The organism is Brevibacterium sp. RIT 803, assembly GCF_016892625.1.
In the GTDB taxonomy this organism is placed as follows: Bacteria; Actinomycetota; Actinomycetes; order Actinomycetales; family Brevibacteriaceae; genus Brevibacterium.
Genome location: NZ_JAFEMW010000001.1, coordinates 1,253,747 through 1,277,565 on the forward strand (window position 1 = coordinate 1,253,747; position 23,819 = coordinate 1,277,565).

Genomic DNA, 23,819 nt, shown 5'->3' on the forward strand with positions numbered 1-23,819 from the left:
GATATGGCTGCGTCAGGGTCACTGAAACGCAACCTCGGGCTGTGGTCCATCGTCGGGCTCGGTCTCGGATATATGACGCCGACGGTGGTCTTCGATACGTTCGGGATCGTGTCGGACGAAACCGATGGGGCGGTGCCCGCCGCTTACCTCGTCGCGCTCATCGTCATGATCTTCACGGCCTTCAGCTACGGAAAGATGGTCAAGGTCTTCCCGACAGCGGGTTCGGCTTACACCTACACTCGAGAAACCATGAGCCCGGGACTCGGCTTCTTGGTCGGCTGGACTTCGCTCATGGACTACCTGCTGCTGCCGATGGTCAACTGCCTCATCGCCCGCCTGTATATGGAGTCACTGGTCCCCGATGCCCCCGCCTGGGTGTGGGTGGTCCTCTATACCGTGATCATGACCGGCATCGTCACCACTTCCATGCGCGGCACGGCCAACTTCAACGCCGTACTCCTGGTCTTCGCGGTCACCATGGTCGCTCTCTTCTGCATCATCGCCGTCGTCAATCTGACCAACGGGGAGGGATCCGGAATCGTCTTCAGCGCCGAGCCCTTCATGCATGAGGGCGTGCACATGTCCGCGCTCCTCACCGGCGCCACGGTGGTCTGCTTCTCCTTCATCGGCTTCGATGCCGTGACGATGTACACCAATGAGGCCAAGCATGTGAGCCTCATGCCCAAGGCGATTCTGCTGACCGTGGTCGCTGGTGGACTCATCTTCCTCGTCGCCAGCTACTTCGCTCAGCAGCTCTTCCCCGACAATTCGCAGTTCAGCGTCGTCGACGATCCGCTGCCGGAGATCGGCCTCCTCACCGGAGGGCCCGTTTTCATGGGCTTCTTCCTCGCAGCCGCCTTCGCCGCCACTGTGGCATCGGGCCTGGCCTCCCATGCCTCGGTCTCGCGCATGCTGCTGGTGATGGGACGCAATGGCGTGCTGCCGCGCAAGGCCTTCGGCTACATCCATCCGAAGACCCACACCCCGATGTTCAACATCATCCTGGTCGGCGCGGTGTGCCTGTTCGCCATGTCGTTCAGCCTCGAGTTCATCTCCGCGCTGATCAACTTCGGGGCTCTCATCGCCTTCACCTTCGTCAACCTCACGGTCATCGCGCACTTCGCGTTCCGCACCAGACAGGTCGTCGACTTCAAGTCGGCGTTCAACTACGTGGTGATGCCGGCGATCGGCGCAATACTCACCGGCATCCTGTGGGTGAGCCTGCACGAGACCGCACTGATCGGCGGCGCGATCTGGCTGGCGATCGGTGTCATCTACCTGGCCGTGCTCACCCGCGGCTTCAAGCGCACCGTCCGCAGCTTCGACGACCCCGAGGCCGATGCCGAGATGTCCGAACCGGAGCCCGCTGCGGAGTAGGCACCAGCCGCGGCAGAGCGGCGGTGCGGCGGTGCGGCGGTGCTTGAGTGGGCCGGGCGGCAGCGCTACGGTGCGGCGGTGCTGGAGCGGGCCGGGCGGAGTGCCCGCAGACTCAGATTTCCTGGTGAAAGATTGTCGAATTCATCAACGGAATTCGACAATCTTTCACCAGAGAATCACGACCATGTGCAGGGATGCGAAAAATCCCCGTCGCAGTCGTTTCACGATGCGAACGGGGACTTTCACTTTGCGGAAGCGGTGGGATTCGAACCCACGGAGCGGGGTTGCCGCTCAATGGTTTTCAAGACCATCTCCTTCGGCCGCTCGGACACGCTTCCAAGGGTTCGCAATGAACCACGGCCTGCTCCGCACGAGGCTGAGCCACAACAGTTTCTCACAAACCGATTGTCTTCTGCTAATCGGTTCCCGATGGACCAGCGTCAGTGCTTCGCTGTGCCGCTGCCCTGCTCAGATGCATCACTCTGCAACTGCTCAGACATATCGTTCTGTGACTTGTCGGAGGCGTCGGTCCGCGGCTGCGCCTGCCGTTCCTCCTGTAAGACGTGTCGACCAGTCGAATCCGAGTCCTCTGGGGCAGCGCCGCGCGCAGCGAACGTAGCGGGCACGGGCGAGACGACGAATTCGTCCTCTTCGTCCTCGAACTCCTCATCGTCGAAGGCCGACTGCTCGGCAAGGCTTGGGCGACGAATCCTGCTTGGCCTGGCAGCGCCGGTGAACTGCGCCGTCGGTTCCTGCCGAGGTGCGGGACGTGGCCGAGGTTCAGCGGAATCTGTTGTCTCGGCGTCCGTGTCCACGGCTGCGTCGGAGTCCGTGTCGACGGTGGTCTCAGCGTCGACGGTGCTCTCAGCACCAGCAGCACTGTCTGTTTCGGGCACAGGGCCGGTGTCGACTGTGGTGTCGGCGTCAGCACCACTGTCTGCGTCGACCTGAATGTCAGCGTCCGCAGCAGCGTCCATGTTGATCACAGAGGCGGTGTCAGCTGCGTCGGCCGTATTGGCCGCGGTGTCTGCGTCGGCCGGGGTGTCTGTGTCGGCCGGGGTGTCCTTGCCTGCCTCGGAAGCGGTGCCGGTCCCAGTGTCCTTACTGACCTCGGAGTCGGCGTCGGCCGGGGTACCCGCGTCAGCGAGAGCTTCGTCGGCTTCGACCACGAGATCGGGCTTCCGCGCTTCAACCGCGTCATTCGAAACGACTGCGTCGTTGGTGGCCTCCACGTTGCGTGAAACGTCCGTGTCGTTCGAAGCCTCCGTGTCGTTCGAAGTCTCCGTGGCGCCTGAAACCTCTGCGGCGGTCGCGGGAACGCTGAGTTCCGCCTCGGCTGGAGTGTCACCGGCACGAGCCGGCTTGCCCTTGAGCACCAAGGTCAAGGTCGACAGCGGAACCGAGAGCCAGTTGGGACGATTGCGCAGTTCGGTGACGACCTCCACAAGGAGCCTGTCGATGAGGGCTGCGCGCAGGACAGGATCACCGAGACCCAGACTTTCGCCACGGGCACGAGAATAGCCGCTGAGCAGCGAGTTCTGCACCTGCGAGGCCCAGAGGAATTCCGGGGCATCGTAGATGGCCCGCAACGCTGACGCGTCATTGCCGAAGCCGTTGACGACGAGGCCGCCGTCCTCCGATTCGAGCTCGCCGGTCCGCTGCAGTCGTGCGAACCCGGCCGCGTAGTCAACGCTGCGCAGCAATGCCACGAGGTCGAGTGCCACCGGCTTCGGATCCGAGTTCGTCGAGTCCGTGAACTTCACGACCGAGTAGCCCTCGGTTCCTGAGCTCACCACGTGATCAAGAGTCAGCTCGCCATGGATCTTCTGCAGCACACCGATCGTATTCAGCGACTGCAGCTTCACGCGGTGGGCACGCAGCTCGGGCACCAGGGAATCCAGGGCCAGCGGCGCACGGCCCAGTGCCCAGTCGATGCGCTCAATCCACTTCTTGGCCAGAAGCCTCGTCGGCTCGCCTCGACCTTCGACGATCCCGAATTCGGCGGCCATGTCTGAGTGGAGCTCACCGATGCGGCGGCCCATCTCTGCGGCCTGAGCGTTATAGGCACCGATCGATCCGGAATCGACGGCGCAGACGATGTCCACGGCTTCGCGCCAAGCTGCTTCGGCGTCGACGTCCACATGGGACAGCAGCGCCATCGGAGCCTCCATCTCGGTGACCTCGAACATGTCGTACCACCGACCCGAGCCCCAGCCGATGACTTCGGGAACGCTGCGGGAGCCCGCCTCGGTGAGCAGAACCGGGATCGTCAGCGATGACGGCATCCCATTCTCGAGCACACGGAAGAAGCTGAGCTCCATCGGCTCGTACTCGTCGTGGATGATGACCGTCGATTTGTGGGCCCCGGAGTCGGTGACTTCAATGGGACGAATGTCGATGGGCAGCTCTTCACGAGCGTCCGTGACCAACGTAGCCTTCGATGGCTTCGGTGGGACCACCTCGGCGGGGGAATTCCTGCGGCCCGAGGCTGACCGAGATACAGCTGATGTCGCCGGTACCGAAAGCTGTGCAGGCTGGCTCTCTCGCGATGCTGCTGCCTTCTCCTGGCTGTGGCGCAGCGATTCTGTGCTCAGCTGGCCGCCGTCGAAGACCTTGCGCTTGGTGATCGCGTCGGCCATGAGATTGACGAAGACGGGGTCTGCTGCACCGTCATAGACGAAGACCTGCCCCAGTGCGAGGTCATCGATCCGACCGATCAGCGACTTGCGCAGGTGCATGTCTTCGACTCCGCGCAGTGAGAGCGGAATGTTGAGCCGACGCAGGGTCGGACCGTCACCGACAGAGATCACGGTCACGAGACCGGCGAAACCACCGAGCTCCTCGGCCTTATACACAAAGGCACGAGCCACCGACATCGGGGTGATATCGGGGTCGGTTCCGAAGTCTGCGGCGTGCTTCGGAAACCACGACTGCCGAGGTATCCAGCTGGCTAACAGTTGCTCCAGCTCACTGCTGATGGCCATGTCGCCTCCTTGAAGGAATTACGGGCATCTCCATCCAACCATGTTAAGGCCCTCGCGCTGTTCAGGGCGCACCAGAAATCATCAACTCCGCGCCGTATTCAATGCCTTCAGCACCCCATCGCAGTGCTTTCGACGTCCCAGCGCAGTGTCGGTCAGCGGAGGCGGAGTGCTGGTAGGTCGGCTTGCCGTGTGTCCTCATTCCGGACCGAGTTGCACAAGGACAACTCAGAGGGAGCACAATGGAGTCGTGTTGAAAAAAGACGTATCACCCCAGCAGCAAACACTCGCGAACGAGGTCGAAGCGGCCGCGACGCGAATTGCCGACTCTGTGATCATGTCTCCCCTGCAGATTTCGGAACGGCTGTCCGCCGCCACCGGCTCCACTGTCTACCTCAAACGCGAGGACCTGCAGATGGTGCGTTCATACAAGGTCCGCGGCGCGTTCAACTTCATGCTTCAGCTCGACGAGACCGAGCGTGCCCGCGGAGTCGTGTGCGCCTCGGCGGGCAACCATGCCCAGGGATTCGCCCGCGCGTGCAAGGAGCTGGGCATCCAGGGCACCATCTTCGTTCCCAAGACCACGCCGAGGCAGAAGGTCGACCGGGTCCGTCATTTCGGCGGCGACTGGGTCACGATCGAGATCTCCGGCTCCACCTATGACGACGCATCGGCGCTGGCTCACCGGCATGCCGAACGCAACGATGCCCTCCTCGTCTCAGCCTTCGACGATCTTCGCACCATCGCCGGCCAGGGCACGGTCGCTGTGGAGATCGCCTCCCAGCTCGAGGCTGCACCCGACTACATCATCGTGCCTGTCGGCGGCGGCGGAGTGATCTCCGGAATCGCGGCCTATGCGGCTCAGAACCTGCCTGGTACCACCGTCATCGGCGCTGAACCGGCGGGTGCCGCCTCGATGATCGCAGCACTCAAGGCCGGACGTCCGGTGACCTTGGAGAACATCGACCCCTTTGCCGACGGCACCGCAGTCAAGCGCGCCGGGGCACTGACCTACGACATCGTCTCTGACCTCGATGTCGATGTCCGCCCCGTTGCCGAGGGCGCAGTGGCCACGGAGATGCTCGACATGTACCAGGTCGACGGCATCATCGCCGAGCCATCCGGGGCAATCGCCTCGGCAGCCATCGGGAAGCCGGGAACGGGCAAGCCGATCGCCATCGAACCGGGATCGACCGTCGTGTGCCTGGTCTCCGGCGGCAACAACGACATCTCCCGCTACCCGGAGATCTTGGAACGCTCACTCGTCCACGAAGGACTCAAACACTACTTCATCGTCGACTTCCCACAGGAGCCCGGCGCCCTGCGTCGCTTCCTCAACGAAATCCTCGGCCCCGACGACGACATCGCGATGTTCGAGTACGTCAAACGCTCTGATCGTGAAACCGGTCCTGCCTTCGTCGGCATCGAACTCGGCTATGCCGAGGACCTGCCGAACCTGCTCGAACGCATGGACGCCTCGCAGATCGAGATCGAACGCGTGCATCAGAACTCACCGATGTTCCGTCTCTTCGCCTGAGACCCTGCGGGCCTGGTCTCGGACGTGAAGTGGCCTCGGCCGAATCTCGACCGAACCACTAGAGTGGAATCATGCGAGCAATCACGATTTCCACTCCAGGCGGTCCCGAAGTCCTTCAGGTCACTGAGGAGCCGACCCCGGACATCGCCGCCGACGAAGTTCTGGTCACAGTGCACGCGGCCGGCGTCAACCGCGCCGATCTGCTGCAGCGCCAGGGCTTCTACGACCCACCGGCCGGTGCCACGCTGATCCCGGGCCTCGAGGTCTCCGGAACGATCGCCGAGCTCGGCTCCGAGGTCACCGGTTGGAAGGTCGGCGACCGAGTCGCCGCCCTCCTCTCCGGTGGAGGATACGCCGAGTCAGTCCCTGTTCCCGCAGGTCAGCTGCTTCCAGTCCCTGACAGTCTCGACCTCACCGAGGCTGCGGGCCTGCCCGAGGTTCTGTCGACCGTGCATTCCAACATCGTGGGCAACGCGAACATCCAGGCCGGCGAATGGCTCCTCGTCCACGGCGGCGGATCCGGAATCGGCACGGCCGCCATCCAGATCGCTGCGCACCTCGGCGTGAAGATCGTCGTCACCGTCGGGTCCGAACGCAAGGCGGAATTCTGCCGCAGCCTCGGCGCCGATGCCGTCATCAATTACCGTGACGAGGACTTCGTCGAACGCGTCCACGAGATCTGCGTTCGCCCAGACGGTTCCACCGGCGCCGACGTCATCCTCGACATCATCGGCGCGAAGTACCTGAAGTCCAACATCAAGGCTCTGGGCACCGACGGGCGCCTCGTCATCATCGGCATGCAGGGCGGCGCGAAGGCCGAACTCAGCATCGCCTCGCTCATGCAGCCGCGCAAGTCGGTCGCGGGCACGACGCTCCGGGCACGGCCCAAGGAGCAGAAGATCGAAATCGTCGCCGAGGTGGCCGCACAGTTGTGGCCGGCAGTGATCTCCGGTGACATCCGCCCGATCGTCCACGAGACGATGCCCTTGTCCGATGCACCCAAGGCGCATACCGCCCTGGAAGAGGGTGCGAGCATCGGAAAGGTGCTGCTCATCGTCGACGAGTCGGCACCTGCCGCGAAGTCAGAACAGCACGTCTGAGGTTCATTGAGGCTGCGGCCCAGCGTGTCTGAGCCTCAGCGCAGGAAGTAGGTGTCCGAACATGACCAGCACTCCCGATCAGACCGAGAACTCCTCCACTCAGCTGGGACATTCCCCCGATCAGTCGACGAGCGTCTCCGAACAGCCGACGGGCCCTGCCGGTGAGTCCGCCGAGGAGTCATCGTCCGAGGTCGATGTATCCTCCCCTGCGAAGGTGATGAGGATCGGGACCATGGTCAAGCAGCTCCTCGAGGAGGTTCGCAGCACCGACCTCGATGAGAAGGGACGCGAGCGTCTGGCGAAGATCCACCGCCGATCGATCGACGAGCTCGAGGACGGCCTGTCCAAGGATCTCATCGACGAACTCGAACGCCTCGACCTGCCCTTCGACACGAGCGACGGCCCTCCGACGAACTCCGAGTTGCGCATCGCCCAAGCCCAGCTGGTCGGCTGGCTGGAGGGACTCTTCCACGGCATCCAGACCGCGATCATGGCACAGCAGGCGATGGCGCAGCAGGGTCCTGCCGGGCATGGACAGCTGCCACCGGGAATGGTGGCACCCGGGGCTGCTCCGGCCGCAGCTGCGAACGGCACGAAGCAGGACGACACCGATGACCGACGCACAGGCAACTACCTGTGAAGAACATCTTCTCCGGCCTGCGAAAGCCGGGCGGATACTCCTCGCGCAAGGGCCCTGACCAGCAGTTCGGCATTGGACTTTGGCGCCATAACCGCGACCGCTTCATCCGCGCCGTCGACCGCTATTACACCACCTCGGTGGCCATCCACGCGCTGTCGGCCGAGGACCGAAGTCCGTCCGCCGACGCGAACACGATCATCGAGGGGACGCAGCGCCTCAACGACCTGGTGCCGGTCGTCGACGAGATCACCGCGTGGCTGAACACCCATCACCCGGTCTCCGGGCAGGTCGTTCCCGGCCACACCCGAAATGCTGTCGGTGACACTCCGGAGCTGCTGACCAAGGCCTCGTCGAAGGTCGCCGAGGCGGTGCTCGCGGCATCGATGGCCCGCACCGAGATCATCGCCGGGCGACAGTTCGGCCCAAGCGCGAAGGCGACAGATAGGTTCATCTCCGACGCTTCGCAGCTGCTCGAACGCGTCCAGGAGAACCTAGATGGACGGGGGCAATCATGACGCCGCCTGAGGGCTTCGATCTGGGCCTCGTCGCCAGCGATATCGACGGCACGCTCCTGCTTGATTGGAAACCCATCTCCACGGCCACGATCGATGCGATCCACCGCTGCCAGGACATGGCCGTCCCCTTCGTCCTCGTCACCGGTCGGCCGATCAGGTGGTTGGAGCCGATAGCCGCACAGATACCCGATCTCGGTCGAGTCATCTGTCTCAACGGAGCAGTCGTCTATGACATCGCCTCGGCCAGTGTGGTCTCTGCTCATACGATCGAATTCTCCGAAGTTGAGAAGATCATCGCCACGATCACCGCTTCCCACCCGGAGGCGCATTTCGCGTTCGAGACCCTCACCGGCGGGCTCGTCGACAAGAACTTCATCTCCCGCAACCCCCGACAGGCCCATGTCATGGAGGATCTGTCGGAGCTGGCCATGCGTGACGTCGTAAAGATCCTCGTCAGCGTCGGCTCCCAGGACTCAGCGGCGCTCCACGATCTGCTTGATCCCCTGGTCGCCGCGAACTGCCATGCTTCATTCTCAGACCCTGTCAACGGGCTCGTCGAACTGGCTCCGGCTGGTGTCACGAAGGCGAAGACGCTTGAGGAACTGTGCGACCACCTCGGCGTGGCTCGTGATCAGGTGATGGCGTTCGGGGACATGCCCAACGACATCGAGATGCTGACCTGGGCCGGCCACGGCGTCGCCATGGGCAACGCGCTGCAGTCGGTGAAGGACTGCGCTGCCACCGTCACCGACGCAGTCGATGAGGACGGTGTCGCACGCTACCTGGGTGCCGTGCTCGACGCTCGCGCAGGACGCCTCTAAAAATACCCGACGTCACTAATATCGGGCGGCGCCGCCCGATATTAGTGACGTCACCGATGTTTAGCGAAGTACGCGGTTGCAATGCCGCGTCGGCAGGAGCGGTCGCTGAGCCTCAGGTGTGGGTGGCGCGGGAACCGCTGAGTGAAAGCACCTCGCGGTCGAGGTCGAAGTAGTCGACGAGAGCGACGGCCAAGCCATCGTCATCAACCGACTTCGTCACGAGCGATGCATGCTGTTTGAGCACGTCCTTGGACTGACCCATGACGATTCCATGATGGACCCACTCGATCATTTCGATGTCGTTGAGTCCATCACCAGCGCCGATGCTCAGCTCGTGGTCGATTCCGAGTTCGGATTCGACAAGTTCGAGTCCGCTGGCCTTCGACACTCCGTCAGGGGCGATGTCGAGCCAGTTGCTCCAACCCACCGAATAGCTGACTTCGTGGAGACCGAGACGATCGACAGCCTCGGCGAACTCCTCCGCAGTGCCGTTGACCTCTCGCATGACGATGCGGGTGGCGCGTTTCTGCAGGAGCTGCTCGAAATCGACGATGTCGAGCGTGTCCGATTCCGCGAGCTCACCCGCGGGGAATGGCCCTGAGGCCCACCGGTGCAGGTCGGGGTCCTCAACGAGGAACAGTGCGTTCGGGAGCGCCTCGTGCATCTTCTCCAGAGCGTCCTTGGGGTCGAAGGACACGACGTGGTGCATCTCCCAGCCCAGCGGCGAAGCCGGGTCGAGTTTGACGACGACAGATCCGTTCGAGCAGACGACGAACCCTTCCTTGAGGTCGAGTGCGTGCACGACCTCAAGCGCTCCGGGCAGTGCCCGTCCGGTGGAGATGACGAGGTGATGACCGGCTTCGGCGAGCTGGGTCAGCACCTGACGGACGGGGTCGGACAGTGATCCGTCGTAGTTGACGATGGTGCCGTCGATGTCGAGCGCGATGAGGTGTTCGGGCAATTTCTCTCCAAGCTTGAGGATCGTGGCTTCAGTAACGCGGGCCCTCTGGTCCCTGGGCGGTCATGCCGCCGAGGTAGGGGCGCAGTGCCGCAGGAACCGTGACCGAACCGTCCGCCTGCTGGTGGTTCTCCAGGATCGGGACGAGCCAGCGGGTGTTGGCCATGGTTCCGTTGAGTGTCGCGACGGGTCGGGTGGCTCCGTCATAGCGTTCGCGGACCTGCAGGCGGCGTGCCTGGAAGGTCGTGCAGTTCGAGGTCGAGGTCAGTTCGCGGTAGGTGTCCTGTGTCGGGACCCAGGCTTCGCAGTCGAATTTGCGTGCCGCGGAGTCTCCGAGGTCGCCGGCAGCGGTGTCGATGACGCGGTAGGGCAGTTCGCACAGGCCCAGCATCTTCTCCTGCAGGGACAGCATGCGCTCGTGCTCGGCCGCGGCGTCCTCGACCTCGACGTAGGAGAACATCTCCACCTTCTGGAACTGGTGGACGCGGATGATTCCGCGGGTGTCCTTGCCATAGGAACCGGCCTCGCGACGGTAGCAGGACGAGATCCCGGCGTAGCGCAGCGGACCGTCGCTCAGGTCGATGATCTCGTCCATGTGGAGTCCGGCCAGAGGCACCTCGGAGGTGCCGACGAGGAACAGGTCATCGGCTTCGAGTCGGTAGACCTCGTCTCCGTGTTCGCCGAGGAATCCGGTGCCGCGCATGACTTCGGGCTTGACCAAAGTCGGAGTGATGGTCGGGATGAAGCCGGCTTCTTCGGCTACGTCGCGGGCCAGGTTGAGCAGGGCCATCTCCAGCTTGGCACCGAATCCGGTGAGGTAGTGGAAGCGCGAACCCGAGACCTTGGTGCCTCGGGCGGTGTCGATGGCCTTAAGCGTCTCACCGATCTCCAGGTGGTCGGCCGGTTCGAAGCCGTCGGCGCTGAAGTCACGAGGTTCACCGACGGTCTTCAGAGTCACGAAGTTCTCTTCACCGCCGGAGGGGATGCCTTCGACGATGAGGTTCGGAAGCTTCCCCGCGAGCTTGTCGAATGCGAAGCTCGCCTCTTCGGATTCGGCCTGCAGGGCCTTGACCTTGGCAGACTTCTCCTTGCCCTCTGCGATGAGCGCGGGCTTGTCCTCTTTGGCCGCTTTCGCGATCTGAGAGGAGAAGGACTTCTGATCGGCGCGCGCGTCCTCGAATGCCGTGATGGCAGAGCGACGTGCGGAGTCCGCGGCGAGGACTTCGTCTACGAGGTCGACGGACGAGCCGCGGGCCTCCTGCGATGCTTTGAACAGGTCCGGGTCTTCTCTGAGGAGCGCTAGATCGATCACCCTCTCAGCTTAACGGCCCAAGACTCTTTTCGACATTCGGCTCTCTCTGTGGTGGGTGGCCAGCTCGCACTCAAGTTGGGCACTGTAAATTTGAGCCATGACCATCGCATTGGACCCCATGATGACGTGGTTCGTCGTCGCCGGCATCATCGTCGTGCTGCTCGTCGCGTTCTTCCTCGGCCGCCACACCGGGACTCGTCGTGCCCTGAGCCGTATTCGGCAGTATTCCAGAGGCTCCGATCCCGATGGCCCAGAGAGCGAGAACCCTGGCCGCTACCGGGCGGCTCTCATCGTCAATCCGACCAAGACCGATGTCAGCAGCCTGGCGTCGACCGCCGAGGCGATCTGTCGTTTCGAAGGCTGGAGCGCACCGCTGGTCATCGAGACCACACCCGATGACTCCGGCGAAGGGGCCACGACTCGTGCACTTGACGAGGGGGTCGACGTCGTCATCGCCGCCGGCGGCGACGGCACGGTCCGAGCCGTCTCCTCGGCGCTGGCAGGATCATCGACACCGATGGGGATCGTTCCCTTGGGGACGGGTAATCTCCTGTCGCGAAACCTCGATATCGTGCTCGACAAAACCGAGTGGGCCCTGCGCATCGCCCTGTGGGGCCGCAACCGCAGGATCGACGTCGGGACCGCGAAGACCGCCGAGGATGGGGACACTCACGTGTTCACTGTGATGACCGGGCTGGGGTTCGATGCCGCGGTCATGGCCGATACCAATTCCGACCTCAAATCCCGCCTCGGCTGGCTGGCCTACGTCGAGGCCGGGTCTCGGAAGCTCGTCGGCCGACCCAGTCACGTGAAGGTGACTTTCGACGACGACTATCGGGTCTCAGCTCGCGTGCGATCGGTCCTCGGCGGCAACTGCGGGAAGCTGCAGGGCGGCATCCAGCTTCTGCCACAAGCCGTCATCGATGACGGGATGCTCGATGTCCTCATCGTCAGCCCGAAGAACCTGGGCCAATGGGTTGGCGTCCTTGCCTCCGTTCTGGGCCGGAAGACGTCGAAGGGCCTGCACACAGACATCAGGAAATGCCAGAAGGTCGTCATCGAATCCGGCGAGGAGCTCGATGTGCAGCTGGACGGGGATCCGATCGGCCAGTCCGGGTACCTGGCTATGGAGGTCATGCCTGCGGCACTGACCGTTCGCGTGCCCACCGTCGAGCAGCGTAAGCAGATCCGGGCCGAGGCCTGGCCTGTCTGAGCGTACGGCTGCCAGTTGGTCTGAAAACCGGCATCGGCCGGTAGATGAGTGCCACTACCGGCGGGTCACATCACGAGAGCGTCTCGATGTCGTCGATTCGTTGACCAAAGTGTTACAGCTATTCACCCTGAACTAAACGTACATAAGTAGTTCAGGGCATTCCCTGTATCTAGGATGGCTGTCAGATGTGCACCCCCTCACAATTCCTAGATTGAAGGCACTCCAATGAAGAAGCTCATTCTTGCGCCGGCCGTGGCCCTCGCGTTCACTGGTCTGGTGGCCGCCCCAGTCGCCGCCGCCGAGACCCCGTCATCGTCGACGCAGTCTGACGCCGCCGAGGCCAAAGCAGAGCAGATCAAGAAGGAAAAGGCCGAAAAGCTCGCCGCCGAGAAAGCTGAGCAGAAGAAGGCCGACGAGAAGGCCGCTGCCGACAAGGCCGCCAAAGAGAAGGCAGCCAAGGACAAGGCTGAGCAGGAGAAGAAGGACGCAGCCGACAAGAAGGCTGCTGACGAGAAGGCTGCGGCTAAGAAAGCAGCCGATGAGAAAAAGGCCGACAAGAAGGCTGACGAAAAATCTGGCGACGATGCCAAGGATTCGAAGAAGCCTGCACCCAAGGACGACGACAAGAGCAAGGATTCGAAGGATTCCGAGACTCCTAAGGACGACGTCGAAGAGATCGATGCACAACTGAAGGTCGCCACTTCGTCGATCTCCGCCGAGGATCTCGCGACCAAAGGCGTCAAGGTCACGGTCACCGGTCTGGAGAAGGGCGACAAGCTCTCGACCTCCGGCCTGAGCGCGCCCGTTACGACTGCCGCCGGTTCGACCGCGACTCTGAACGTCAAGTACAACGGCGATCGCGAACGCCTCAAGGACGGCAAGAAGTCCTTCAACGTCCAGGTTGCACGCCAAGGAGCGACCACCGAGAAACTCAATGGCGGCCTCGACATTCAGGCTGCGGGCGACAACCCCATCGAAGCCTCGCTCAAGGTCGATCCCACCCAGATCACAGCCGAAGACCTCGCTGATGGGAGCAAGGGCGTCACCGTGACCGTCTCGAACGTCCAAGAGGGTGACACCGTCAAAGACTCGTTGACGGGCAAGACCAAGACAGTTGATGCGGACGGCACATTCTCCTTCAGCATCTACTACGAAGGCGACTCCGCGAACCTCAAGCCAGGCAAGCAGGCGCTCACGGTCACCATCGATCGCGCGGATGAAGAATCGGTTGACCTCAACGGCAACATCAACGTCGTTGACGAGGTCGTCGAGGTCGATCCAAAGATCTCGCTTTCAACCAACGAGATCTCGGCTTCCGACTTCGAAGAGGACGGACTCAAGGTCACCGGCGAAGGCTTCACCCCCAACGGCACTGTCACCGTCTCAGGCAACGCCCCACAGTCACCGTTCTTCCAGGACGAAGTCACTGCCGATGCCAATGGCAAGATCAGCGCTACCGTCAAAGCACCCGAAGGCGGCGTGGAAGCCGGCGACTACTCTGTCTCCGCGGTGGACGCCGACACTGAGGAAGTCACGAACTTCGCCGACTTCACCGTCACCGTGGACGACGCTGTCGATCCGATCGATGCTTCACTGAAGGTCGATCCCAAGGAGATCACAGCGGCGGATCTCGCCAACAAGGACAAGGGCGTCACCGTCACCGTCTCGGGCGTCAAAAAGGGTGACAAGATCACCGACTCCCTGACCGGGGACACCGAAACCGCCGACGCGGATGGCGACTATAAGCTCCACCTCTACTACCAGGGCAATCCCGACAACCTCGAAGAGGGCAAGGTGCCGTTCACGGTCACCATCGACCGCGAGGGAACCGAGTCTGAGACGCTCAAGGGCACCATCAATGTCGTCGCCGAAGACAAAGAATACGGCGATGACGGAGACAATGGAGACGGAGGGGATACTCCCGAGGCTCCTGCAGAAGCGTCGTTCACGGTCTCACCGAAGATGCTTGAAGCCGCCGACTTCGCCAATGAGACGAAGGGCGTCACCTTGGCAGTCGAAGACTGCGAGCCCGGCTCGGACGTGCACTTCGCGGTCACACCCAAGGGCCTCCGGGTCACAGCGTACGAAAACACGGTCAAAGCAGATGACGAAGGCAAGGCTTCAGTCAATGTCTTCGGCACCTCCGACAATATCTCGGCATATGTCGGCGACTACACAGCCAGCGCAATCTGCGGCGATGACTCGATGAAGGAATCGTTCACGGTCACGGCCGGCGCAGACGGCGGCGGCAGCGACGGAAGCGACAACGGCGGAAACGATGGCAGCCAGCTGCCACGCACCGGTACAGACCTTGGCGGTCTGGCCACGGGAGCGCTGCTCCTCCTCATCGGCGGAGCAGCGATCGCCGTGACCGGTCGCCGCAAGAAGGTCGGACAGTCACCGACCGACTACTGAAGAAGAACCGCAGAATGATCACTCGATGAACCTGATCATGTGAGCGCTTGAATGGGTGTGGCCCCGACTTCGGTCGGGGCCACACCCATGTCCAACAAGTCCGCAGTACTCACCAGCCAACGACGCCTGTGACGGATATGAACAACAAATGTGAACACAACGACCACAACTATGCTCGTTGTATATATTTCATTATTGTTACCTGCGTAGGAGATCATCCTCAGCTGCTCAGACGAAGGACATCATGAAGAAGCTTGCACTCGCCCCCGCAGTGGCCCTGGCCATCACCGGCCTCGCCGCATCCCCCGTAATGGCTGCACCCACAGCCGACGCTTTCGGACAGACCAATATTCAGGTCAGTCAGAACGGCAACAAGTCAGACGACACCGAAGCTGCCGAGGATGCAGCCAACGAAGGCGCCGAAGCTCAGGCCATCGAGGCATCAGTTGCGGTCTCGCCGAAGGAGATCACCCAGACCGATCTCCTCGACCCGGGCTTCACCGTCACAGTCACTGGCCTCGAGGCCGGCGACGTCGTCACTGACAGCCTCACAAACGAAAAGGTCACAGCTGAAGGCGACTCCGTGGAGTTCAACATCCACAACGTATCCGGAGATCCCACCGCCATCGATCCAGGTCCCCTCAACTTCACGATCGCTGTCAACCGTGGCGAAGAGAACGAGGAGATCCCCGCGCAGGTCGAGGTTATCGCCGACGCCGAAGAGCCAGAGGCCCCTGTGGTCGACCCCAAGGTCTCTCTGAACACCGAGAAGATCTCCGTCTCCGACTTCGGGAAGGATGGCCTCGAGGTCACCGGTGAAGGCTTCACCCCCGGAAGCACAGTCAACGTGATGGGGAACGCAACTCAGTCACCCTTCTTCCAGGACGAGGTCAAGGCCGACGACAACGGCAAGATCAGCACCACGGTCGAAGCACCCGAAGACGGTCTCGAGCCCGGCGACTACTCGGTCTCCGCAGTCGATGCTGAGTCCGAAGAAGTGTCGAACTCCGCCACATTCACGGTGACCGAAGACGAGACCGAAGAGCCGAAGCCGACCACCCCGGCCGCTGAAGCCAACCTGACCGTCTCGCCGGAGACCATCGACGCTGCCGACTTCGTCGTGGAGAACAAGGGAGTCACCCTGGCAGTCGAGAACTGCGAGCCCGGCTCGGACGTTCACTACGTCGTCACCCCTGAGAGCAACTCGAACGTCACCGCCTACGACAACACCGTCAAGGCCGACGACGAGGGCAAGGCCTCCGTCAACGTCTACGGCACCTCTGCCAATGATGCGACAGCCTACCTCGGCGACTACGACGTCACCGTCACCTGCGGCGACGACGAGATGACCGGAGCCTTCACTGTCAGCGATGATGCCAGCGCCGGTGGCAGCGACGGCAATGAAGACGGAAACGACGATGGCGGCGGCGATGACGGCAACGGAAACGGCGGCGGCGACCTGCCTCGCACCGGTACCGAACTGACCGGCCTCGTCGGCGGAGCTGCCCTCCTCCTCATCGGTGGAGCAGCAGTCACCATGACCATGCGTCGCAAGAAGGTTGCTCAGGATCCTTCAGAGGTCTGATCCCAGGGCCTGAAACCGGAGTCAGAATTCGGATATGACGAAGGGGCGATTCCGGTTGGAATCGCCCCTTCGTCATGTCGTGATCAGGTTGAGAAAGACAGGCATTCAGTTCACCTTCGCCGGAACCTGTTGTAGAGAACCATCGCGCCGGGTTCGGGCCGTCCCTGCGGACGCCTGCCACGCGAAATCGAGACGACATCACCCGCGGAGCCGGCAGCGAAGACACGTGCTTCGCGTTCCTTCGCTGACATCCGAGACCTGACTTCGGTCTCGAGCTCCTCGTTCCGGGATTTGAGTGCATCAACCTGGTTCTGCAGATCAATGATCTTCTTGATGCCCACCAGGTTCACGCCCTCGTCCTGCGAGAGCTGCTGGATCAGCCGGAGTTTGGCGATGTCTCGCCCCGAGTACCGCCGCCCTCTGCCAGCGGTGCGCTCGGGGGTGACGAGACCTAGGCGGTCATACTGCCGCAGCGTCTGCGGGTGCATTCCTGCGAGGTCCGCCGCCACCGAAATGACGTACACCGCTGCACTGGTCGATATGTGCATTGTGCTTCACCACCTCAACTGGCCTTGGCTTTGTCGAGCAGACCGTCCCGCGGATCCTCGTTCTCGGTCGCGGTGCGGAATGATTCGACAGCGTCTTTGGCGTCCTTCGACAGGTTCTGCGGCACGACGATCTCCGCAGTCACCAGGAGATCGCCGGTGCCCTTCTTCGATTTCACACCCTTGCCGCGCAGACGCATGGTCCGTCCCGATGGTGTGCCTGGAGCGATCTTCATCGTCACCGGCATTCCGTCGAGCGTCGGCACCTTGACCTCGGCGCCCAGGGCAGCCTCGTCGAAGCTCACCGGCAGGTCCATCCGCAGATTGTCACCATCACGGGTGAACACGGGGTGCGGCTTGACCTTGATCGTGAGGATCACGTCGCCTGTCTCACCGCCGTTGGGGCTGGCCTTGCCCTTGCCTGCCAGTCGGATCTTCTGCCCGTCCTTGACGCCGATCGGCGTCCGCACTGTCAGAGGCTTCCCGCCCGGCATGTTCAGCTTCACCGAGGCACCGTTGATGGCCTCCGTGAAGGACAGAGTGGTGTTGGACTTGATGTCCCCGCCCTTGACGGGTGGCGAATAACCGCCGCCGAAACCACCTCCGCCGTAGCCGCCGCCACCGCCGAAGCCATTGAGAAGGTCCGCCAGGTCAGGGGGTACGTCTCCCCCGCCTCCACCGTAAGGTGAACGAGTACGTTTCCGTCCGCCTCCGCCGAAGAGGTCGGAGAATACGTCATCGAATCCGCCGCTGGCACCGCCCCCAGGCCCGCTGGAACCGGTGAACCTGGCGCCGCCGCCCATGGCGCGAACCTGATCGTACTGTTCGCGAGATTCCTTGTCAGAGAGCACCTGATGGGCCTGGCCGAGCTCTTTGAACTTGTCTTCAGCCTTGGAATCACCAGGATTGGCATCCGGGTGATACTTGCGTGCCAGCTTGCGGTAGGCCTTTTTGATCTCTGCGTCGGAAGCATCTTTGGAGACGCCGAGGGTCTTGTAGAAGTCCTTTTCGAACCAATCATTCTGAGGACCGGTATTCACCTGGCACCTCCTTCCGTGTCTTCTTCATCAGTGTATTCAATTGTCTCCTCACAATCCGCAACCCCGGGATCTCGATCCCGGATGATCCGGACCGCCGCCGAGGTGGTTCCACATTGGCGGGACCACCTCGGCGAGGGTGTGGTTCTCAGTCTTCCGGCTGCTGCACGCCGACGCGCGCCGCACGGATGATTCGCTCACCCATACGGTAGCCCGGCTGCATGACCAAGAAGACGGTGGGAGTCTCAACGTCGTCCGAAGGCTGCTGCATGAGTGCCTCATGCAGTCGCGGATCGAACTCGTCGCCGACCTCACCGTACTGCTCGACGCCGACCTTGTTCAGCGAGTCGATCAGCTTGTTCACGTGGGTCTCGAAAGCCCCGGTGACGTCGCCGTTCTCCTGCGCCAGTCGCACCTCGTCGAGCACGGGGATCAGGGCTTCGACGGCCTTGATCGTGCCACCGGTTGCCGCCCGCTCGCGTTCGCGATCGGCCCGCATCCGGTAGGCGGCGTACTCGGCGTTGATGCGCTTGAGGTCGGCAAGGTGCGCTGCGGCCTCGGTTCCCGGTGCGGGTTCGGCAGCTTCTTCGCCCTGGGCAGCCTCGGTGTCGTTCAACGTCGACGCATCGGCTGGAATGTCGATGCCGAGGTCACTGGCATCGGCCAGATCCTCATCGGCATCGTGGACGCCCTCGGCGCCTCCGGCACCGGCTGCGCCAGTCGCGGCATTCTCCTCACCGGCCTCCGCCGAGGCCGACGCTGCGTCGGCCTCGGGGCGGAGCTCGCCGGTGTCCGGATCAATCCGGCGCTTGTCGCTGAAGGTGAAGCCTGGCTCCTCGGACGACGGATCGTTGCCCTCGGCAGTCATTACTTCTTCTCCTCGTCCTCTTCATCGACAACCTCAGCGTCGACGACATCGTCGTCAGCGCTTGCATCGGAATCGCCTGCTGCCTCTTCACCAGCGGCGCCTTCGGCACCTGGCTGGCTGTAGATGGCTTCGCCGATCTTCTGCTGGTTGGCGACGAGCTTGTCGTAGGCCGTCTTCACGGCGTCGTCGTCTTCACCCTTGAGTGCTTCCTTGAGAGCTTCAACGTCCGAGTTGATCTCGGTCTTGACCTCTTCGGGCAACTTGTCCTCGTTGTCGGTGATGAGCTTCTCGGTCTGGTAGGCGAGGTTCTCCGCATTGTTGCGAGTGTCAGCGGCCTCACGGCGCTTCTTATCCTCGTCTGCGTGCTCTTCGGCTTCCTTGACCATGCGGTCGATGTCTTCCTTCGGCAGTGCAGAACCGCCGGTGATTGTCATCGACTGCTCGGTGCCGGTGCCCTTGTCGGTGGCCGACACGTGCACGATGCCGTTGGCGTCGATGTCGAAGGCGACCTCGATCTGCGGGACGCCGCGCGGAGCTGGAGCGATGCCGGTCAGCTCGAAGGTGCCCAGGTTCTTGTTGTCGCGAGTGAACTCACGCTCACCCTGGAAGACCTGGATCGACACGGAGGGCTGGTTGTCCTCAGCGGTGGTGAAGGTCTCCGAACGCTTGGTCGGGATCGGGGTGTTGCGCTCGATGAGCTTGGTCATCACGCCGCCCTTGGTCTCGAGTCCGAGCGAGAGCGGGGTGACATCGATGAGCAGAACGTCCTTGCGCTCACCCACGAGGACACCGGCCTGCACGGCTGCGCCGATCGCGACGACCTCATCGGGGTTGACTCCCTTGTTGGGCTCCTTGCCTCCGGTGAGTTCGGTGACGACGGCGGAGACGCCGGGCATACGGGTCGAACCGCCGACGAGGACGACGTGGTCGATCTCGGAGACGGACACGCCTGCGTCCTTCATGACTGCGTGGAACGGAGCCTTGGTGCGCTCGAGGAGGTCCTTGGTCAGGTCCTCGAACTTCGCGCGGGTCAGGGTCTCATCCAGGTGGATGGGTCCGTTTTCGCTCATCGACAGGTACTGCAGCGAAATGTTGGTGCTGGTGGCCGAGGAGAGTTCCTTCTTGGCCTGCTCCGAAGCTTCCTTCAGACGCTGGATTGCGGTCGCGTCCTTGCTCAGGTCGACGCCGTATCCGTTCTTGACCTCACCGACGAGCCAGTCGACGATGCGCTGGTCCCAGTCGTCGCCGCCGAGGCGGTTGTCACCTGAGGTCGCACGGACCTGAATCGTGGAGAAGTCGTCTTCGTCCTTGCCGACTTCCAGCAGGGAGACGTCGAAGGTGCCGCCACCGAGGTCGAAGACCAGAATGGTCTCGTCTTCCTTGCCGCGCTCGAGGCCATAGGCCAGAGCTGCAGCGGTGGGCTCGTTGATGATCCGCGAGACATTGAGTCCTGCGATCTCACCGGCATCCTTCGTGGCCTGACGCTCGGCGTCATTGAAGTATGCGGGAACGGTGATGACTGCGTCGGTGACGTCTTCCTGCAGGTATTCCTCAGCGTCGTGCTTGAGCTTCTGCAGGATGCGAGCCGAAACCTCAGGGGCCGACATCTTCTTGCCGCCGATTTCGGTGGACCAGTCGGTGCCCATGTGGCGCTTGACCGAGGCGACGGTGTTCTTGATGTTGGTGACAGCCTGGCGCTTGGCGATTTCACCGACCAGGGAGTCGCCGTTCTTGTTGACAGCAACGACGGAGGGGGTCGTGCGACCGCCTTCCGCGTTAGCGATGACCTTAGGGTCACCGCCTTCGAGGACTGTGACGACGGAGTTCGTGGTTCCGAGGTCGATTCCAACTGCACGTGCCATAACGTTGTCTCCTTACATATCGTGAGTGATCTCGACTCGAATGTGTACGATCGGGCGGATCCACCACCGGGCTTCCACAGCATTTCCTGCCGCGGGGACGAGCGATGGACCCACTCGACCGCACACATTGAGCCAACTGCACTCAAGTATTGTCTTCGTGATCCGAGCAGTCAAGCCCGGCTTCATGAAAGTTGCGTACACCAGACTCAACTTTGCGGAGTGAGGGTTTATTCCCCGGGAGAGAAAAAGTTCTTGGGCCGCTTTCTGCGGTGTAGGTTCCGCTCAAAGTGGCAGTAATGTCATTTATACGTCAGCGGAGTGTCAGTAGTCTCACCTTTCTGACAGTAGGTCACACTTGAAGAGTGAGCTTGAGAGAGGTCACACTTCGATATTGCACCGCTTCCGGTGAAGTGGTCACGACGCCTCTGCGCACTGCTCGTGCGGAAACGATTGCTGCAGGACTACCTATCAGGATCCCGCCGACCTACCGTGGCCAGCGCAACTACCCAGGATTATTCTGGGCAGCGACGAATAAACGAACGCTAGTGTACGAGAGTCTCCTCGAACTGGATCGACTCTGGATGGCGGACTTTGATTCAACAGCGGTAAGCATTGCAACGCAACCCTTTCAAATCGCTTGGCGAGAGGGTTCCGCGACCCGGTCACATGTTCCAGATGTCTTGCTGACGCATGCAGACATGCGAGTGACCGTGATTGATGTAAAGCCAGAATCGTTGGTGAACAAGCCCGAGGTGAAGCAGCAATTCGAATCGACGCGCGAAATGTGTCGCGATCGCGGATGGGACTACGAAGTTTTCACCGGCGACAACGAAGTCGCTCTACGTAACATCCGAGCTTTGGCTGTGGGACGTCGGCCCGAGCGATTACCCGAAGTTCTTATCTCACAGACCAGGGAAATTCTCAGCCCGGGCGCGGTCACTGTCGTCGAGGCTCTAGCCAAACGACCTCTTAGCATTGATGAAAGTCTTTGGCGGGCTGCACTATTCGCACACGTATGGTCAGGCGAGGCAAAAGTTGATCTGCGGACCCCTTTGTCCAATGGCACTGTCTTGCACTTAGATGAACGAGTCGCGGCATGAGGGACGAGAGTTTGAACGTCTCGGTTGGTGCCCGCTTGTGGTACCTGGGATCAGCGTGGACTGTGGTCGAACTCGATGGCGCTCTTGTGACACTGCGTTCAAGCGCTCACTTAAAGAAGGTGCACGGATCATCGTTGGTCGGGTCCGCGACGTCACTCGACGACAACTCAGACGCGGACGATTTGAGCGAGCTCGAGGCCGTGGCGCTGAGCGCCCTCAACCCAGGGAAGCGTTCCGAAGTTGAACGACAGGCTCAAGTGTTCGACGAGCTCGTGATGGCCCCTTCTAGCATGTCGGCAAACGAACGGTACCAAGCCGCTGCGGACGAACTTGGGATTTCCCTCCGAACTGCGTATCGGAGGGGTCAGCGATACGCCGAAAAAGGGATTGCTGGGCTTGTGGATTCGCGTCAACTGCGACCGAGCCGACCAACAGTTGACCCACTGTGGGACGCTATCTGCGTTGAGGTGCTCGAAGAATATCGGAACCAGTCGAATCCAACGATGAAAATCGTACTGAAGAAGACGAATGCACTTTTCGCTACTCGGTTCCCGAGCAAGGTCAGTCCTTCAAGGTCAGTGGGGTACCGACGCATTCGGGAACTCGATAAGGGGCGCTACACTTTTGGAGCTGCGAAGCAGCGCCGGTCTGTTGCAGAACGCCCTCAAGGGCATATGGGCAGATTACGAGCTGATCGTCCCGGGCAGTACGTTGTTCTGGACACCACTCGCCTTGATGTCTTCGCCATGGAACCACTCACCGGCCGTTGGTTGAACACCGAGCTAACAGTGGCCATGGACCTGTACTCGCGATGCATTCTGGGAATGGTTCTGCGTGCCGTATCAACGACGTCCCAGGACGTCGCAACAGTCCTGTACCAAGTGGTCACGCCACAACACTGGGGGCCTCCGCAAGACGCTGAACTGCCATCACCATACGTAGGAATACCGGACAATTTGATGGCGATGTCGACAGCGACCGTGCCAGATACAATCGTCGTCGATCATGGCAAGGTCTATCTGTCAGCGCACACGAAATCCGTCTGTCACAGGCTGGGGATCAACATCCAACCAGCAACACCGCACAAGCCCACGGACAAGCCGACGCTCGAGCGATTCTTCCGCACCCTGCGGCAGCAACTCTTGGAACATCTCCCGGCTTACAAAGGTCCCGATGTCTATTCTCGAGGTCAACGAGTCGAGGACGGAGCCTTCTATTACGTCTCCGAACTAGAGACAATCATTCGCGAGTGGATCGGTATCTACCATCACACACCCCATCGGGGCCTGTGTGATCCACGAATGGATTCTGTCGAACTGTCACCCGCCGAGATGTTTAGCCGAGGCGCTTCGGCCGCTGGTGTCCTGCGACTACCGGCGAGTGAGGATCTTCGGATGGAGTTCCTCGATGTCGCCTGGCGCACGATCCAGCACTACGGTGTCGAGATCGACGGGCGTCGCTACGACGGACCGGGGCTGAACTACTATCGAGGAGCCATTTCGCCCTTTGGCGGTGCTCATGCTGGGCGGTGGCCAATCATGGTTGACCGTGATGACGTACGTACCGTGTTCTTCCAGGACCCAGACTCAAAAATCTGGCACACCTTGGAGTGGGAGCACACTGAAGGACTTACTGCACCGTTCAGCGCTGAGGCGGCTGACTACACGCGACAGCTTGCTCTGAAGTCCGATCGACATGTCGCGCCTGATGAAGCATTGAACGATCTCTTGGAGCGACATGGCAAGGGCAAAGTGACTGCACAGCGGGAGAAGAATCTGGCCCGCCGCCTTGCCGCCCAATCCACCGATGCAGGCGCAGAGAAGGGCACCGAAGTCATTGATCTCTTTACGCATCTGGCTCGGCGCCAGAAACAGCCTCCTGTCGGTGATGATCTTGATGTCTTTGAGAAGTACTCCAACGAGGGCGATAAGTTCGAGGTGTTCGACGAATGAC

The 23,819-nt window shown here is 61.8% G+C and carries 18 protein-coding genes and 1 tRNA gene; 11 read left to right on the forward strand and 8 right to left on the reverse strand.

The window, feature by feature from the left end; translation table 11 throughout:
- The first annotated feature begins 3 nt into the window (after nt 1-3).
- Nucleotides 4-1,377: an APC family permease gene (locus tag JTF07_RS05695; protein WP_204233273.1), complete on the forward strand. Its 1,374-nt coding sequence runs from the start codon at nt 4-6 to the stop codon at nt 1,375-1,377.
- Between the two features lie 250 nt (nt 1,378-1,627).
- On the opposite strand, the gene JTF07_RS05700 is transcribed toward JTF07_RS05695, so the two are convergent.
- Both JTF07_RS05700 and JTF07_RS05705 read right to left on the reverse strand, forming a co-directional pair.
- A tRNA-Ser gene (locus tag JTF07_RS05700) sits at nt 1,628-1,715 on the reverse strand.
- Between the two features lie 102 nt (nt 1,716-1,817).
- Nucleotides 1,818-4,361: a maltokinase N-terminal cap-like domain-containing protein gene (locus JTF07_RS05705; protein ID WP_204233274.1), complete on the reverse strand. Its 2,544-nt coding sequence runs from the start codon at nt 4,359-4,361 to the stop codon at nt 1,818-1,820.
- A 247-nt stretch (nt 4,362-4,608) separates the two neighbouring features.
- Between JTF07_RS05705 and ilvA the strand changes: the two genes are divergently transcribed.
- The 5 genes from ilvA (at nt 4,609) to JTF07_RS05730 (ending at nt 8,971) form a co-directional block, all read left to right on the forward strand.
- The gene (gene ilvA, locus JTF07_RS05710; RefSeq protein WP_204233275.1) at nt 4,609-5,895 is read left to right on the forward strand and encodes a threonine ammonia-lyase IlvA; all 1,287 of its coding nucleotides are present in this window, start codon (nt 4,609-4,611) and stop codon (nt 5,893-5,895) included.
- A 71-nt stretch (nt 5,896-5,966) separates the two neighbouring features.
- Entirely contained in the window at nt 5,967-6,995 is a 1,029-nt protein-coding gene (locus JTF07_RS05715) for an NAD(P)H-quinone oxidoreductase (RefSeq protein WP_204233276.1), read from the forward strand.
- A 61-nt stretch (nt 6,996-7,056) separates the two neighbouring features.
- A complete protein-coding gene (locus JTF07_RS05720; protein ID WP_204233277.1) occupies nt 7,057-7,635 on the forward strand; it encodes a proteasome activator in 579 nt (192 codons plus the stop codon).
- Complete coding sequence (locus JTF07_RS05725; protein WP_204233278.1) at nt 7,632-8,150, forward strand: hypothetical protein; 519 nt, start codon at nt 7,632-7,634, stop codon at nt 8,148-8,150. The genes JTF07_RS05720 and JTF07_RS05725 overlap by 4 nt, the downstream gene beginning before the upstream one ends.
- Nucleotides 8,147-8,971: an HAD family hydrolase gene (locus JTF07_RS05730; protein WP_204233279.1), complete on the forward strand. Its 825-nt coding sequence runs from the start codon at nt 8,147-8,149 to the stop codon at nt 8,969-8,971. Before JTF07_RS05725 ends, JTF07_RS05730 begins: the two co-directional genes overlap by 4 nt.
- A 112-nt stretch (nt 8,972-9,083) precedes the next feature.
- Here the strand turns inward: JTF07_RS05730 and JTF07_RS05735 are convergent, their stop codons facing one another.
- Together JTF07_RS05735 and serS are read right to left on the reverse strand one after the other, a co-directional pair.
- Nucleotides 9,084-9,932 carry an HAD family hydrolase gene (locus JTF07_RS05735; RefSeq protein WP_204233280.1) on the reverse strand — a complete coding sequence of 283 codons (849 nt, stop codon included), beginning with the start codon at nt 9,930-9,932 and terminating at the stop codon, nt 9,084-9,086.
- Nucleotides 9,933-9,960: 28 nt separating this feature from the next.
- Complete coding sequence (gene serS, locus JTF07_RS05740) at nt 9,961-11,241, reverse strand: serine--tRNA ligase (RefSeq protein ID WP_204233281.1); 1,281 nt, start codon at nt 11,239-11,241, stop codon at nt 9,961-9,963.
- Nucleotides 11,242-11,338: 97 nt separating this feature from the next.
- Here serS and JTF07_RS05745 point away from each other — a divergent pair, with 97 nt between their 5' ends.
- The 3 genes from JTF07_RS05745 to JTF07_RS05755 all read left to right on the forward strand — a co-directional run bounded on the left by JTF07_RS05745 (nt 11,339) and on the right by JTF07_RS05755 (nt 16,454).
- Nucleotides 11,339-12,454 (forward strand): diacylglycerol/lipid kinase family protein, encoded by a 1,116-nt coding sequence (locus JTF07_RS05745; protein WP_252199312.1) that lies wholly within the window; start codon nt 11,339-11,341, stop codon nt 12,452-12,454.
- A gap of 225 nt (nt 12,455-12,679) precedes the next feature.
- Nucleotides 12,680-14,869 (forward strand): hypothetical protein, encoded by a 2,190-nt coding sequence (locus JTF07_RS05750; protein ID WP_204233282.1) that lies wholly within the window; start codon nt 12,680-12,682, stop codon nt 14,867-14,869.
- 244 nt (nt 14,870-15,113) lie between these two features.
- The gene (locus JTF07_RS05755; protein ID WP_204233283.1) at nt 15,114-16,454 is read left to right on the forward strand and encodes a hypothetical protein; all 1,341 of its coding nucleotides are present in this window, start codon (nt 15,114-15,116) and stop codon (nt 16,452-16,454) included.
- A 110-nt stretch (nt 16,455-16,564) separates the two neighbouring features.
- Here the strand turns inward: JTF07_RS05755 and JTF07_RS05760 are convergent, their stop codons facing one another.
- From JTF07_RS05760 to dnaK, 4 genes are all read right to left on the reverse strand, one after another.
- Nucleotides 16,565-17,002 (reverse strand): heat shock protein transcriptional repressor HspR, encoded by a 438-nt coding sequence (locus JTF07_RS05760; protein ID WP_143920824.1) that lies wholly within the window; start codon nt 17,000-17,002, stop codon nt 16,565-16,567.
- A gap of 14 nt (nt 17,003-17,016) precedes the next feature.
- Nucleotides 17,017-18,039: a DnaJ C-terminal domain-containing protein gene (locus tag JTF07_RS05765; protein ID WP_204233284.1), complete on the reverse strand. Its 1,023-nt coding sequence runs from the start codon at nt 18,037-18,039 to the stop codon at nt 17,017-17,019.
- A 145-nt stretch (nt 18,040-18,184) separates the two neighbouring features.
- Nucleotides 18,185-18,904 carry a nucleotide exchange factor GrpE gene (locus tag JTF07_RS05770; protein ID WP_204233285.1) on the reverse strand — a complete coding sequence of 240 codons (720 nt, stop codon included), beginning with the start codon at nt 18,902-18,904 and terminating at the stop codon, nt 18,185-18,187.
- The gene (dnaK, locus tag JTF07_RS05775; protein WP_204233286.1) at nt 18,904-20,766 is read right to left on the reverse strand and encodes a molecular chaperone DnaK; all 1,863 of its coding nucleotides are present in this window, start codon (nt 20,764-20,766) and stop codon (nt 18,904-18,906) included. The genes JTF07_RS05770 and dnaK overlap by 1 nt, the downstream gene beginning before the upstream one ends.
- A gap of 410 nt (nt 20,767-21,176) precedes the next feature.
- Between dnaK and JTF07_RS20825 the strand changes: the two genes are divergently transcribed.
- A complete protein-coding gene (locus JTF07_RS20825; protein WP_353843901.1) occupies nt 21,177-21,866 on the forward strand; it encodes a TnsA-like heteromeric transposase endonuclease subunit in 690 nt (229 codons plus the stop codon).
- A 62-nt stretch (nt 21,867-21,928) separates the two neighbouring features.
- Complete coding sequence (locus JTF07_RS05785; RefSeq protein ID WP_353843884.1) at nt 21,929-23,818, forward strand: TnsB C-terminal domain-containing protein; 1,890 nt, start codon at nt 21,929-21,931, stop codon at nt 23,816-23,818.
- Nucleotide 23,819: the final 1 nt, after the last annotated feature.

Excerpts from the sequence above, each read along its gene's own strand:
- JTF07_RS05695 (WP_204233273.1), top strand. The coding sequence starts at position 4 with ATGGCTGCGTCAGGGTCACTGAAACGCAACCTCGGGCTGTGGTCCATC.
- JTF07_RS05705 (WP_204233274.1), bottom strand. The coding sequence starts at position 4,361 with ATGGCCATCAGCAGTGAGCTGGAGCAACTGTTAGCCAGCTGGATACCT.
- JTF07_RS05715 (WP_204233276.1), top strand. The coding sequence starts at position 5,967 with ATGCGAGCAATCACGATTTCCACTCCAGGCGGTCCCGAAGTCCTTCAG.
- JTF07_RS05720 (WP_204233277.1), top strand. The coding sequence starts at position 7,057 with ATGACCAGCACTCCCGATCAGACCGAGAACTCCTCCACTCAGCTGGGA.
- JTF07_RS05730 (WP_204233279.1), top strand. The coding sequence starts at position 8,147 with ATGACGCCGCCTGAGGGCTTCGATCTGGGCCTCGTCGCCAGCGATATC.
- JTF07_RS05745 (WP_252199312.1), top strand. The coding sequence starts at position 11,339 with ATGACCATCGCATTGGACCCCATGATGACGTGGTTCGTCGTCGCCGGC.
- JTF07_RS05750 (WP_204233282.1), top strand. The coding sequence starts at position 12,680 with ATGAAGAAGCTCATTCTTGCGCCGGCCGTGGCCCTCGCGTTCACTGGT.
- JTF07_RS05755 (WP_204233283.1), top strand. The coding sequence starts at position 15,114 with ATGAAGAAGCTTGCACTCGCCCCCGCAGTGGCCCTGGCCATCACCGGC.
- JTF07_RS05760 (WP_143920824.1), bottom strand. The coding sequence starts at position 17,002 with ATGCACATATCGACCAGTGCAGCGGTGTACGTCATTTCGGTGGCGGCG.
- JTF07_RS05770 (WP_204233285.1), bottom strand. The coding sequence starts at position 18,904 with ATGACTGCCGAGGGCAACGATCCGTCGTCCGAGGAGCCAGGCTTCACC.
- dnaK (WP_204233286.1), bottom strand. The coding sequence starts at position 20,766 with ATGGCACGTGCAGTTGGAATCGACCTCGGAACCACGAACTCCGTCGTC.